This is a genomic window from Paenibacillus sp. PAMC 26794 (genome assembly GCF_000316035.1).
GTDB lineage: Bacteria > Bacillota > Bacilli > Paenibacillales > Paenibacillaceae > Paenibacillus.
Genome location: NZ_ANHX01000052.1, coordinates 59,413 through 72,610, shown reverse-complemented (window position 1 = coordinate 72,610; position 13,198 = coordinate 59,413). Strand labels below are relative to the sequence as shown.

12 protein-coding genes are annotated in these 13,198 nt (G+C 38.5%); 10 read left to right on the top strand and 2 right to left on the bottom strand.

Annotated features, from left to right (window positions below):
• Positions 1–140: 140 nt before the first annotated feature.
• The 4 genes from D829_RS32535 (at position 141) to D829_RS0118705 (ending at position 2,536) form a co-directional block, all read left to right on the top strand.
• Complete coding sequence (locus D829_RS32535; RefSeq protein WP_017690453.1) at positions 141–1,295, top strand: WXG100 family type VII secretion target; 1,155 nt, start codon at positions 141–143, stop codon at positions 1,293–1,295.
• 3 nt (positions 1,296–1,298) lie between these two features.
• A complete protein-coding gene (locus D829_RS0118715; RefSeq protein WP_017690452.1) occupies positions 1,299–1,772 on the top strand; it encodes a hypothetical protein in 474 nt (157 codons plus the stop codon).
• Between the two features lie 101 nt (positions 1,773–1,873).
• Positions 1,874–2,242, top strand: coding sequence for a hypothetical protein (locus D829_RS0118710; RefSeq protein ID WP_017690451.1), 369 nt, complete (start codon positions 1,874–1,876; stop codon positions 2,240–2,242).
• Positions 2,243–2,356: 114 nt separating this feature from the next.
• Positions 2,357–2,536 (top strand): hypothetical protein, encoded by a 180-nt coding sequence (locus D829_RS0118705; RefSeq protein ID WP_017690450.1) that lies wholly within the window; start codon positions 2,357–2,359, stop codon positions 2,534–2,536.
• Between the two features lie 108 nt (positions 2,537–2,644).
• Here D829_RS0118705 and D829_RS0118700 read toward each other — a convergent pair whose 3' ends face one another.
• The gene (locus D829_RS0118700; protein ID WP_152417083.1) at positions 2,645–3,490 is read right to left on the bottom strand and encodes an SHOCT domain-containing protein; all 846 of its coding nucleotides are present in this window, start codon (positions 3,488–3,490) and stop codon (positions 2,645–2,647) included.
• Positions 3,491–3,688: 198 nt separating this feature from the next.
• On the opposite strand from D829_RS0118700, the gene D829_RS0118695 reads away from it, so the two are divergent.
• The 5 genes from D829_RS0118695 to D829_RS0118675 all read left to right on the top strand — a co-directional run bounded on the left by D829_RS0118695 (position 3,689) and on the right by D829_RS0118675 (position 11,859).
• Positions 3,689–6,826 carry a DEAD/DEAH box helicase gene (locus D829_RS0118695; RefSeq protein WP_017690448.1) on the top strand — a complete coding sequence of 1,046 codons (3,138 nt, stop codon included), beginning with the start codon at positions 3,689–3,691 and terminating at the stop codon, positions 6,824–6,826.
• Positions 6,827–6,995: 169 nt separating this feature from the next.
• Complete coding sequence (locus D829_RS0118690) at positions 6,996–8,966, top strand: AAA family ATPase (RefSeq protein WP_017690447.1); 1,971 nt, start codon at positions 6,996–6,998, stop codon at positions 8,964–8,966.
• A complete protein-coding gene (locus tag D829_RS0118685; RefSeq protein ID WP_017690446.1) occupies positions 8,944–9,603 on the top strand; it encodes a hypothetical protein in 660 nt (219 codons plus the stop codon). The genes D829_RS0118690 and D829_RS0118685 overlap by 23 nt, the downstream gene beginning before the upstream one ends.
• Complete coding sequence (locus D829_RS0118680) at positions 9,578–10,585, top strand: hypothetical protein (RefSeq protein WP_017690445.1); 1,008 nt, start codon at positions 9,578–9,580, stop codon at positions 10,583–10,585. Before D829_RS0118685 ends, D829_RS0118680 begins: the two co-directional genes overlap by 26 nt.
• Positions 10,586–10,593: 8 nt before the next feature.
• Positions 10,594–11,859 (top strand): DNA methyltransferase, encoded by a 1,266-nt coding sequence (locus D829_RS0118675; RefSeq protein ID WP_017690444.1) that lies wholly within the window; start codon positions 10,594–10,596, stop codon positions 11,857–11,859.
• Positions 11,860–12,159: 300 nt separating this feature from the next.
• On the opposite strand, the gene D829_RS0118670 is transcribed toward D829_RS0118675, so the two are convergent.
• Positions 12,160–12,501, bottom strand: a complete 342-nt coding sequence (locus D829_RS0118670; protein ID WP_017690443.1) for a helix-turn-helix transcriptional regulator — start codon at positions 12,499–12,501, stop codon at positions 12,160–12,162.
• A 141-nt stretch (positions 12,502–12,642) separates the two neighbouring features.
• Here D829_RS0118670 and D829_RS31490 point away from each other — a divergent pair, with 141 nt between their 5' ends.
• A complete protein-coding gene (locus tag D829_RS31490) occupies positions 12,643–13,164 on the top strand; it encodes a hypothetical protein (protein ID WP_017690442.1) in 522 nt (173 codons plus the stop codon).
• Positions 13,165–13,198: the final 34 nt, after the last annotated feature.

Below are 13,198 nucleotides of genomic sequence, written 5' to 3'. Positions count from 1 at the left end.
GCAACATATCTGGCTCATGAATGTTTCCTGCCTACTGAATCTTTAACGAGAAAATGAATCCTACGTTTGATTCCAATCGAACTCTTCACTTGTTAAAATTTAGGTATAACTACTACGGTCAGGTTGGCGGTGAAGATGGGATGCAACGTATTCAGGTACATCCGGATGTGTTGGACGAGAAAGCTCGATTGGTTCAGCAAAAGAAATTGGAACTCGATCGAATAGTCAGAGAACTGGAGAAATCGATTTATTTGTTGCAATCCGATTGGTCTAGTGTGACAGGAGAGCGTTTCTTCTGGGATTTTATGCAGGTGAAAGAAGTGTTCCCGGCTACACTCGGGCTGTTGGACGAAATCCAGAAAGAGTTTACGTTTATCGCAATGAACTTCAGAACAACGGACGGCTCAGGCGAGGTTGCGCTGTACATTCCAGAAGAACTAAAGCGAAATTTCGCTGTAGGGCTGCTTGATAAATCCATAGGAGAAACAATAACGGGAATGGGCCAGACTGCAGAAGCTCTCTTCGATAACCCGTTCAGTACATTAAGCAGTGTGGCATATGCCATGACAGTGGGCAAAGTTGTAGACGTTGGGCGTGGTATTCAGTTTGCATGGGATAGCGCTTGGGGTACGGGAACGGCGAGGTCGGATATAGAGCAATTTGTAGAAGAGCAGAAGAAGCAGATCGATGAGAATGGTGCAGGGTATTACGGTGGGGCGATGACGGGACAGGCCCTAGCGTATGTTTTGTTTGGCAAAGCATTTCGTTCGAAGGACGACATTGGATCATCAGGTGGAGGCAAGACTGAGTCAGGGAAGGGAAAAGGCGGGACAGGTAATAGAGATATGACTGAGCCTACCCTACCCCCGGGAAGTAAACCAACGGGAAATCATGGAGTAGGTGATTCCCATGGGATAAAGAAACAAAATGAAACTGCTGACTTCTTAGCTGAACAAGGTTATGAAATCAAAATGTTAGACGAAATAAATGGCGGAAATGGCTATGGAATCAAGGCAACTTCTAATCCTGACTTTTTAATTCACGGTAAGGTTTTTGACTGTTACTCGCCTAAGGAAGATGCAAACGTAGATAATATTCTTCGAAACATAGCAACGAAAACTAAAACGCAAGCGGAAAGAATTGTTGTTAACCTAGATGAATTTCCCACTGAAAAAGTTAGTGAACTTAGTCAAGGAATTATCAGAAAAGCAAATCCAACCGGAGATTTGAAAAATCTGAAAGAGATTTTATTCGTTAAGGACGGTAACATAACACGGGTATTTGGGGAGGATTAATAGATGGACTATGAATTATTTTTACAAAGCAAGCTCGATCGTAATTCTTTGGGGAAACTGGTAGAGCAATATGTCACCGAATCGGTTGTTGAGAAAGCTTCTTTCGAAAGTAATGAAGAGGAAATAGTAATTGGCAGTAAATTTTTTACGTTGCATCTTGAAATTGAGGATATTTCTGATATCACTTTTGTTCGACAGCATTATAACTTAGATGTGAATGTATGCATTAGAACTCAATTGTTTGGCAGTACTTTTTCTGAAGGTATAGAGCAGATTTTCAACATTATTAGTAAGCTAATAAAACATACTGAGGGTAATCTTTTATTCCTAGAAGATGGTTCTACTCAACTACTTAGAATGGAGAATGGTCTGTTGGTGGTTAATAATCGGTTAGATGAATATCAAACTAAATACCTAACTCCAAGCCTTCTTCTTTTACTTGACCGTCCTTATATTGAAAAGGAGTTATCAAGTTAAAAAAAGCAGCAGGTAATGAAATAATGATACTACTCAAAGGCACTTCTACCACACAAACGTAGAGGTGCTTCTTACTATAAAATCTAGGAGAACAGCTTGCCATGATGTTAAAAAAACTATTTTTAATGATTGGATGTTGTATTGCGTTTGTGATCTTACTTGTTCTAATTTATAGCCTCTATAAAGAGAAAAGAATGTATGAACAGTATCTAACGATGAATGTCCGCCAAGATATCGTTGATATGAAAAGTGCGATTATAAATAATGATATTTTGTTTGAGCGAATACTTAAGAATGTGAAAATAACAAACGAGATGGTTGAGGATGGAGAACAAGCCAGCCAGCTCTATTACAACTTAACAGATATTACGCAGATTATTAATAAGTATAACTTGATGAATCTAAATTTTAGTGAAGAAGCCAACTGGCTGGTAAAACCCGCAGCTATATTTACAAACGATCTAGGTTGAGATGACATATTGCCATCTACGCTTCACCGTATGCGAATGACGTTCCAGAGGCTGGATGTAAACAGTTATCCTGTAACAGCTGAACTTAAGTCTAGAATCGAGGAGTATCAACAGTTGAACCAGCGATGGCTGAACATTGTTAGGGACCTTGAATCCAAGGAAACTAATGAGAATGATTGGCCCAAAATCTTAAATGATCTGGAGCAAGAGACTCGAGCTTATTTTCAAGAGAAAGATGTTGAATTTGTTGATGATGACGTATGGAGAGATGGTTTAAATCCAAGGTACGAATGACGAGTAAGAGTGACAGTTGATCTAGATATGCTTTGCACCAAAAGTGGAGTACTTCTGCCGTTCAGAGGCAATAGAAAGTACTCCGTTTTTTTATTCACATACTGATTTTTAATTTAATAGTTTATTCTTTAAATGGTTGTATTCTTCTATACTAATAAGCTTCTTTTCAAGTAGATCCGATAGTTTTAATAATTCATCTGCTACAGAAGAGTGAGGAAATATTTTTTCTTCTTCTTTTCTAGATTCAATAAGTGTAGTTTGTTCTTGTTGATCCACTGTTTTAATGAGGTAACTAAGAAGGTTATGCCAATGAGTAGCTTTGTCGTTTGCTATTATAAATGAAGAAGAGTTCTTAGCGACAGGTTGTTCGAACAAAGCAAAGTTAATCCTATAAAATGACCTTTGAGGGTCATTAACAACAACCTGCAATTGTATTGATCTAACATGGGTTTGAGAAGTTTGAAGTGCACTGAGACCACCGATGATCGCACCAACGTTTCCGCCAACTAGGCTCCCAATCATGGCACCACCGACTTGGCTAGATCTTGAGGTTTTGGTGTGAGTTACTCCATCAATAATAATCTCGGACTGGAGTATATCTTCATAGTGAAATATTTTCGTTTCATAATTAAACTTGGAGAGAGTACGAGAGAGTTCAACCCCTTGGTTATCATGTGTGTTATACATAAAACATACTTGCTGCTTCGTTTCGTCAATTGCAATCATACTCTCTAAATCTACGGAACGAAACTCCTGACTAGCAGCGAATTGACTTGTACGATTAAGAGTCATATCCATTACTCCATCCATATCTTCAGCAAATCTCCTCTTCCTAACTTCACCAAGAATAAGAGCTCCGAAGTTGAATATGGCAAACCCCACTACTCCAAACCAAAAAACAAATTTACTATCATTGGAGATACCTAGCAAACTGATTGATCCAAAAATGATCATACCCAAACAACCTACACCATACCACAAACTACTCACACTCCTAATTATGTATAATTAAAATACGGTCTGTTATATTTATCGGAATTTATCTAGAAAATTGAATAAGGCAGGATTCTATACTATCGGATATAAATAGGGATATATAGAGGTTTACAATACGTTATCCACAACCATCCTACACCCACACGAGGTACATTCATGAAACAAGGCATATATGAACAGCTTATCAACACAATCACCAGGCATGAGATTTCGGCGCTGGACCCGGATGTGTATAACATTGGGACCGAGAAGTTGGATGCAGAGGAAGCGCGCAAGCTGCTGTCCACGTATTTGGCGGCGGTAACCCGACGAGCGCTCAAGATTGTGCGGGAACAGACGGAAGATAAGACGGCAGTGTTGGCGCAGATCCGAACGTGTAATGAGATTATTGCTACCCTGAAAGGCACGCTTGGGGAAGAAGAGTACAACGAATTGCAACTGGATGAGCAGGGGGAAGTCTTGACTCATGTGTATTCCAAACTGAACAGCATTCGTGCGGTCCGGGATACCAAGATCGTTCGTCCAGATACGCCGATCTCCCAAAGCTCTTTGTTCACAGGTGCCAAGTCCGAGCCGAGTATGTTATTGGAGTTGCAAAAGGAGATCGTGACCGCCGATCGGATCGACTGGCTGGTGTCATTTATCAAATTCAGCGGGCTTCGTCTGCTACTGGAACAGCTTCAACAATTTACCGCGGGCGGTGGCAAGCTGCGTATCATCACAACTACATACATGGAAGCAACCGACCTGAAGGCCATCACTGAACTTAGCAAATTACCTAACACAGAGATCCAGATTTCGTATGATACCAAAGTGACTCGGCTGCACGCCAAAACGTACATTTTCCACCGTGATACTGGATTCACCACCGCCTATGTCGGCTCTTCCAACCTGTCCAACCCGGCGCTGACCAGTGGTATGGAGTGGAACCTCAAGGTGACGGAGAAGGATTCACTCGACGTGCTGCGCAAGATTGAAGCGACCTTTGAGAGTTACTGGAATGACCGTGAATTTACGCGGTATATGGCTGAGGATGAAGGCCATGAGGCGCAGTTGAAGGCGGCTCTGAATCGTAAAAAAGATCAGTCCAACCACTTTCACCTCGACATCCAACCTTACGATTACCAAAAGGAAGTGCTGGAACAGCTTCACGCTGAACGTACGCTGTATGGAAGAACCCGCAACCTGATCGTCGCCGCCACAGGTGTTGGCAAAACGGTCATCTCTGCCTTCGATTACAAACGATTCCGTGCAAGACATGCGGGAGCAAAGCTGCTTTTTGTCGCCCATCGGGAAGAAATCTTGAAGCAAAGCCGGGATACGTTCCGGTATATTCTGAAGGATATGAACTTTGGCGAGCTGCATGTGGGCAATTACCGAGCGGAGGCGCTGGATCACTTGTTTGTTAGTATTCAGAGTCTTAACTCCATGAAGCTGACGGAGATCAGCAGCTCAGACTATTACGATTACATCATTGTGGATGAATTCCACCATGCCGCTGCGCCTTCGTACCAGAAGCTGTTGTCTCACTATGAACCTAAGATTTTGCTAGGACTTACTGCAACACCGGAACGGATGGATGGCAAAGACATTACCGCCTACTTCGATCATACGATTGCCGCCGAGATCCGTCTAACCGATGCAATTGACCGCAAGCTCCTGAGCCCTTTTCAATATTTTGGCGTTACCGATACTGTCGATCTATCTCAGGTGAAGTGGTCGCGTAAAGGCTACGATCTGAACGAACTGGAAAAGCTCTACACTCATAACAAAATTCGTGCCAACCAGATCATCCAAAGTCTGAACAAATACGTAACTGATCTGGACGATGTGAAGGGGCTTGGTTTCTGCGTAGGGGTGGATCATGCTTTGTATATGGCAAAAATATTTAACGAAGCCGGCATTCCATCCATGGCCCTTCATGGTGGGTCGGGGGAACAGGAACGTCATTCTGCGAAAGGACAGCTGGTGAACGGGGAACTGCGCATGATCTTTGTCGTGGATCTGTACAATGAGGGCGTGGACATCCCTGAGGTGAACACCATCCTGTTCCTACGTCCTACCGAGAGTCTGACCGTATTCCTGCAACAGTTGGGACGTGGACTACGGATGGCGGATGGCAAAGAGTGCCTGACTGTGCTCGACTTCATCGGACTAGCGCATCAGGAGTACAGGTTCCAAGATAAATTCCGCGCCCTGATCGGCGCCACCAAACATTCCATCTCGTACTACGTCGAGAACGGCTTTTCGAACCTGCCTCGTGGCACGTTCATTCAATTGGAAAAGCAAGCGAAGGAATACATCATGCGCAACTTGAAGCAAATTAGTCGTAATCGCAGAGCGTTGATCCAGAAGCTGCAAACGTTCCAGCAAGACACCGGACTGCCGCCGACCTTGGGACATTTTGTAGAGCATCACGGGATGACACTATATGAATTGTATGGTGGACGTACAGGGAAAAGATATTTCCGTGGCATGTTGGCCGAAGCTGGATTAAAAGCACCCATTAAAGATGAATACGAGGAATATATCCGCAGACTACCATCTGTGCTGACGATCAACTCACGAAGTTGGCTGACGTTCCTGATCGACTATATCGAAAAAGGCCAAGAACCGACTACCGCCGATGAACGGCGCATGTTGATTATGTTCTATTACACCTTCCATCGAGCTGCGCCCGAGAAGCTAGGACTGAGCAGCATCGAAGAGGGTGTGCAGCGTGTGCTTTCTTCTGAGGCATTCCGAGCAGAGCTTGTGGATATTTTCAAATATAATTTGGCTCATCTACGATTTGTGGATAAAAGCAATTTGTTTCCGTACACTTGTCCACTGGATATCCACTGTATGTACTCCATCGACCAAGTGCTCGCCGCCTTCGGCTACTGGAACGCTGAGCAATCACCCGCCTTCCGTGAAGGCGTGAAGTATTTTGCCGATGAGCAGACGGATATTTTCTTCATTACATTGAACAAATCGGACAAAGATTTCTCACCATCTACGCTGTATGAGGATTATGCGATCAACGAGCGGTTATTCCACTGGCAGACTCAGAGCCGGGTATCAGAGCATACGGCTACTGCACAGCGGTATGTTCATCATCGCGAGACAGGCAACCGGATTGCCTTATTCGTGCGGGAGTATAAGGAGGAGCATAATTATACGTCTCCGTTTGTTTTCCTGGGTGAAGCGGATTATGTGAGTCATGAGGGGAATAAGCCGATGAGCTTTGTATGGCGGTTACGGGATGAGATGCCTGCGAGGATGGTGGCGGTGGCGAATAAGTGTATTGTTTGAGCTGTTACTGAGCCTGTTTGTACAGCAGGCTCTTTAGATTAGAATTGTACTTTATAGTGGTAAAAGGTGGTTTATTGTTGGATAATGATAACATAATCTCATAAAATTCAATGTGTATAGAAAATTTTTTGAAGGATGAAGAATAAAATAAATGTATGAGGTGAATTAAATGACAGTTCGACTTCCATATATCAAAAAGGCAACACTAACGGGTTATGGACCGATGTTTAATATTGAAGAAGTAATAATTAATACTAATTCACAATTAACAATACTACTAGGAGGAAATGGGTTAGGTAAAACGACGATATTGCAGTCACTAGTTTATGGATTAGCATCGGGATTGGATAATTCAAACATAGAACCTCTAACGAACTTCAGATGGTCAAACAACTTTTTTAACAAGAGGGTTCCAGATCGATCAAATGCTCATATTGAAGTAGTCTTTGAACTAGGAGACACAGAAATTACTGTAGTTAGAAATTTAAATAAATCATCTGTAATAAAATTGAAGGTAATTAAGGGTTCCGATACAAAGGTATATGGAGCAAACAATGCTAATCTAAATTACGAACAGATTATATGTGAAGAGGGGAATTTCAACAGTTTTGAAGATTTTAGATTTTTAGTACATAGATTATTGTATCTGGCTGAGAATCGCAGAGGAATTACTTGGGATCTAGATGCCCAAGTAAGGATACTAATGTTACTTAACAGTGATGTCATTAACGAAGGTGATTTTAGATTAAGAAGAGGGGAATTGAAAGAATTAGACAGTAAAAAGAGACATTTAAAGGTTAAAATCAATAAACTTGAAAAAGAGTACGAAGTTAGGATGACTAGTAAAACTTTAGATGATGAAAATAATGAAATAATGGAGTTAGATATAACAACAGATGACGAAAGACTAAATATATTGCATCATGATGAAATAATGAAAATAACTAATGATCTTAAAGAATTAATAACTAAAAGAACTGAATATGAACAAACAATTAACAGTTTATCTGAAAAAGAAGCTAACTTAAGGATGATCATTTATGAACTATCAGAACAACAAAGAACATTTGAGGCTGAACTAATTTCGTACACTCTTCAACATTCAACTTTGGGATCACAATTATATTTAAGAAAATTAGTGGATTTGGGGCTTTGTCCTTCATGTGGTACAAAGTCCAATGAGTTTAAAGAATTAGCAATAGAACGTGTGAAAGAAGGGAAATGTGCTATATGTGGGATGAGACATAGTAATAATATTTCAATGAATGATATTACTGAGGTTCATTCCCAACTTGAAGAAAAGATAAAAGCCAAGTTAATTGTTGATAACGAGTTAAATAATATAAGGTACCTCTTCAATAGATTACAGAATGATATTTCTCAAATTGAGACAAAATTAGAGCTGGATAAATACAATAGTTACGAACCTAAAGATTCAACTAAAATTAATTTAGATCCAACTGATTTTTCCACCCAAGATTTACAATTGGAATTGCAGCGAGCAGTTAGAGAGTACGAAGGGCTCGAGATATTAATTCGGAAAGAAAGCTTTAACCTAGATAATGAATATGATCGCTATTTAGATTCTGCTGAAAAAAAAATACACAGATTAGAAGAGTTATTTAGTAAATTTGCTTATGAATTCTTAGGTTCTAAAGTCACTTTGCAACAAAGAAAAGGTGGAGATAAATTCTTAGGGATTACTCTTTTTAACCCTGTTTTTAATAACGTAGTTAGAGAGAGTCCAGAGGATTGCTCTGAGGCACAGAGATTTTTCTTAGATATTGCTATGAGATTAGCCTTATTACATCTTGCTTATGAATTGACTGGATCTAAAAATTCATTTATTTGTGAAACTCCTGAATCAGCACTAGATGTTAGTTATATTGATAATGCTGCAACAATGTTCCGAGAATTCATTCAAAAAGGACATTCCATAATTGCATCTACTAACCTACAAAGGTTAGGTTTAGCTTACAAGTTAGTCGAGAGCAAAGAAAAAAAACATGTAAGTGTTAATATCCTAGATTTAATTGAAATAGGAAATTTATCAGATGTACAACAAAATTCTGAGGATTTGAAAAATATAAGAGATGAGATTATGGAGGCTGCAAATTATGATCACAAAGGAGCTGATTGAGCGTGTTCGTGATGTAGCTATAGTATTAAAAATTAGTAAGAGTCATAATCAAAAACTAGGTAGACTACAATTGCAGAAAATTTTATATCTTGTAGATTCTTTGGTGGTTTGTAGACATATAATATCTGCAACCAACGGTTACGAAACATATCATCATGGACCGTACGATCAAAAAATACAAAATGCTGCCGATTTACTAGGTTTTTGGGGACTAGTTAATATAACTGATATTGTTGTGAATAACGGTAAAATAGTATCTAATTATGAAATTACTGGTTTAGGGGAAGAGTGGGTTGAAGAACTCATCTCAAACAGTGAGAGTATCTTTGAGAGACATAATGTTGTTGAAGCAATTTGTGAATCTCTATCTAATCGAAATGCTTTTAATAGAGTTAAGGATTTAGTATATGCTGAGCCAACCTATTCTCGCCTTGGGCATAAAGGTTACGGACATAAACTAGATTTAAGTAACTATGAAACAAATCTCACGATCCAAGTTATTATCAAAATGGAAACAATGTTTAAAATGGATAAAATTGAAATGTCTGATAGGTTTATGGCTGATTTCTTAATAGAATTTCTTGAACAGCGTTCTATGAGTAAACAATATAATGACGATAATGATTGGATTGATTGATATGGAGTTATCGAGACATGATAAGGTTCTGTTGTCTGAACTTATAGGTGATGCATCAACTTTAATTGCTGGCGCATTCAAAACGGATATACTAAGAGTAAAGAATTTCCTCAATAAATTAATGGAGTTAGTCAAAAGGATAAATGAAGAAAATGGAAATATTGTTTTTGGCTTTGAACTGCATGAAAAACTCGATAGTGATATGGAGTTAGTAGCAGAGGATATAATGCATTGTAGGCAAAGTGGTAGAGAGTGTATTAAAATTGATTTGCAAAATAATTTTCTTCCTATCTCCGACATCCTAGTTGCAGATCTAGATAAGATAAGTAATTTTTCCGCGGATAATGAGAGGATCTTTATAAGGGTTGAAGGCACAGTAATTCAAACAATTATTAATGGTGTCATCAGAAAAAAGGTAGATGTACTTGCCCCAGGAGCGCGTGAACCAAGATTGACTAAATATGGTCGATCAGGTTCATCATATGCATTATTGATAAAAGATCATCATAAAATTCAACTTCCAAAGGAAATGGAGTTCTTTTGGAATGATAGGAGAAAGAGGGTATTAATTGCTGAAAGGCAAACAGAGAAAATATTACAAAACTCTTTGTTTAGGTGGATTGAACAAAACTTAATTGACGGTAGAGTCAGAACTGAAGTGCATTCTATAAGTCAAGAAAGAACTGATATTGAGATACAGACCTTCCAAGGTGAAGTTTTTGTCATTGAAATAAAGTGGTTAGGCGTTAATGCAGCAAAAACAAAATTTGATGAACAACGTATAAAAGAAGGAATGGATCAAATTTTTGTGTATTTAGGTAGAGACCCTTTAGCTACTAGGGGTGTTTTAGTTTGTTATGATGGAAGACATGAAAGAGAACATAGTACTAATAGTGTTATTGATGAGAAAAGTAAACACATGAAAGGCGATTATTATGTTTTATTTTTACCATCAGAGACAGCTAGTGAGATTCGGAGGTAACGCAAAAAATGAGTAATGCTATACTACATCAAGACTATTCAGAAGATTGCATCCCTAATTTTAATGTAAATATGGAACACTCAAGACATCGCTGGTATTCTTTTAAAGAAGGATATAGTTCTGCATTAGTGCAAAGAGCCATTAATGAATATAAACTAGAAAATAATAAAGAGATGGTGATTTTAGATCCTTTTTCTGGTTCAGGTACTACTGCACTAGTTGCTGCTGAAAATTCAATTGATTCCTTAGCTATTGAAGTGAATCCTTTTCTTGCATATGTAAGTAGAGCTAAATCAGTATCAACTAAAAGATCTGAAAAATATTTACTAAAACAGCTAAAAGAAATAATCTCTATAAGACCATATGAAGTTGAGAGTCCACTTGAGAATATTTCAACGTTTTCTTACCGTCCTGAACTAAAAAAATGGTTGTATAATATCAGTGTTCTGAGAGGCTTTGAGTCACTGAAACAAGGAATTCAATCCATATCAGAAGGTTTTCCTCCTTTCATGTTAGCGTTGTACTCAGCTATGGCAGATTGCTCTAATGCTAAAAGAGATGGGAAATGTTTACGTTACAAAAGGGATTGGAGTTCGATGGGCTTTAGTTCAATCGAATTAAGAAATAGATTTGAGATGTATGCTAGACAGGTTATTAGAGATGTAACATTAGTCCCTTTAGGGACTAGTGAACAGACTTTTATAAATAATAGTGTATTGAACTCATTCAATAGTAAAATTATGGGGGAGAAGAAGTTTGATTTGACAGTTTTTTCGCCTCCATATTTAAATTCTTTTGATTATACAGATGTATATCGTCCAGAGTTATATTTAGGAGATTTTGTAAAAAGTCAAGACGATTTGAAGTTTCTGCGAAGTCAAACATTGCGCTCCCATGTTCAATATAAATGGGACACATATGATAAGTCTTCATCACAACAGGTGGAGGGATTAGTAGAAATGTTAAAAGAGAGATCTTCTATTCTATGGGACAAAGGTATACCAGGAATGGTCTCTTCATATTTTGCAGATATGGAACAGGTACTAAATAATATCTACAATGTATCAAATAAAGATGCTGCAATGTGGATTGTTGTGAGCACCTCTTCTTATGCTGGGATAGAAATTCCAGTTGACAATATTTTAGCTGAGTTAGGTGGAACTGTGGGTTGGGAGTTGAGTGGTATCCATACATTAAGAAAAATTAGGGGAGCAAGCCAAAATGAAAGTATTAAACTCAGAGAGTCTTTAATCCGATTTAAAAAGAGAGGTTAGTTTCATTCTTAACTTGTAATTTGATATTGATTTGGAGTAAAACTTATTTGCTTTTTAATGATATATTCAAAAAGGAAAATAAAAATGATTCCTATACTTTAAGGTGTAGATATTCAATTTCATGTATTTATGATTTTTTTAGGAATGGATGTTATATTAATGGATTTCAAAAAAAGTACAATTCACATATTATGTGAATTGTACTTTTCTTTTTTAGGAATGATTGAAATATCTTTAATAGTTTAATGTCAACATGCAAGATTTAGATCTCATGTAATTACATAAACAATCTTATCAGATTCATTTCAATATCTCTCGTATCACATTTTTGGTTAGTTGAATACTGTCAGGGGAGGCGTCTCTCAACATGGCTACAATCTCCTGTATAACTACTTCTGATTCTGTGAAATGAAAATCCTCGTCTACATAAGCGAAAAGTTGTATTAAGTTTACTTCAAGTGACTCAGCGATCTTTGCCAAGTTGACCAAAGAAACATTCTTTTCTCCACGTTCGATCTGTCCTATGTATGAAAAATGAAATCCACCTTTTTCTCCGAGGGATTCCTGTGAATACCCTCTTTCTTTGCGTAGTGCGCGAATTCTGGCTCCGACCAGCTTCAAAACTTCTCTGTCCTCGTTCATGGTATTCACCTCTCTATGTTCAAAAGTGTAGACAAGTTTCCTCAAGGTAAACACCAAACGAAGAATACAAATAATTTATTTGATTACTATAGGTATCATTTTATTGTATAATACTGGTATTAACTCTTTGGAGGGATGACAATGGCAAGAAATTGGTCCATAACCGAAGCACAATGTAATCACCAAGTAGATTTTACCCCACGTTTGCAAGACCATGATATCTCCACACAACCTAGATCCAAACATATTTCTGCTTACCATATGCTACGTACCTCAATAATGGCCTATCACCAACATGCTAAGTATCATCTCAAACTCGCCGCCATCATGCGTAATCACAATCAGTTCAAAACCTGCCTGATTCTCTGCGATTGGGCTCTAGCCTCCATGATTAAGGCGCTTTATATCTATAAGTATCATTCAGTTCATCCACCCAAAGAACTCACCATGAATGAAATCTTGCCTCTAGTGCATACGGACACTGAACCCGGATTGGATATCGCTTTGTTCATCGGCACGATGCAACATATGTCATCTTTAGAGGAACGCCAAGAGGATCAATATTTAGATGTTGATAACATCGAAAAGCTTTATCAACGAACGGAAGACATATTAGAGGAGTTAGCCACTCGATTGAATGATAATTCAACAAATTTTTCCTGACATAAGGCGTGCCATGATGACCTGGAGGTTCTTT

Excerpts from the sequence above, each read along its gene's own strand:
- D829_RS32535 (WP_017690453.1), top strand. The coding sequence starts at position 141 with ATGCAACGTATTCAGGTACATCCGGATGTGTTGGACGAGAAAGCTCGA.
- D829_RS0118715 (WP_017690452.1), top strand. The coding sequence starts at position 1,299 with ATGGACTATGAATTATTTTTACAAAGCAAGCTCGATCGTAATTCTTTG.
- D829_RS0118710 (WP_017690451.1), top strand. The coding sequence starts at position 1,874 with ATGATGTTAAAAAAACTATTTTTAATGATTGGATGTTGTATTGCGTTT.
- D829_RS0118700 (WP_152417083.1), bottom strand. The coding sequence starts at position 3,490 with ATGATCATTTTTGGATCAATCAGTTTGCTAGGTATCTCCAATGATAGT.
- D829_RS0118695 (WP_017690448.1), top strand. The coding sequence starts at position 3,689 with ATGAAACAAGGCATATATGAACAGCTTATCAACACAATCACCAGGCAT.
- D829_RS0118690 (WP_017690447.1), top strand. The coding sequence starts at position 6,996 with ATGACAGTTCGACTTCCATATATCAAAAAGGCAACACTAACGGGTTAT.
- D829_RS0118685 (WP_017690446.1), top strand. The coding sequence starts at position 8,944 with ATGATCACAAAGGAGCTGATTGAGCGTGTTCGTGATGTAGCTATAGTA.
- D829_RS0118680 (WP_017690445.1), top strand. The coding sequence starts at position 9,578 with ATGACGATAATGATTGGATTGATTGATATGGAGTTATCGAGACATGAT.
- D829_RS0118675 (WP_017690444.1), top strand. The coding sequence starts at position 10,594 with ATGAGTAATGCTATACTACATCAAGACTATTCAGAAGATTGCATCCCT.
- D829_RS0118670 (WP_017690443.1), bottom strand. The coding sequence starts at position 12,501 with ATGAACGAGGACAGAGAAGTTTTGAAGCTGGTCGGAGCCAGAATTCGC.
- D829_RS31490 (WP_017690442.1), top strand. The coding sequence starts at position 12,643 with ATGGCAAGAAATTGGTCCATAACCGAAGCACAATGTAATCACCAAGTA.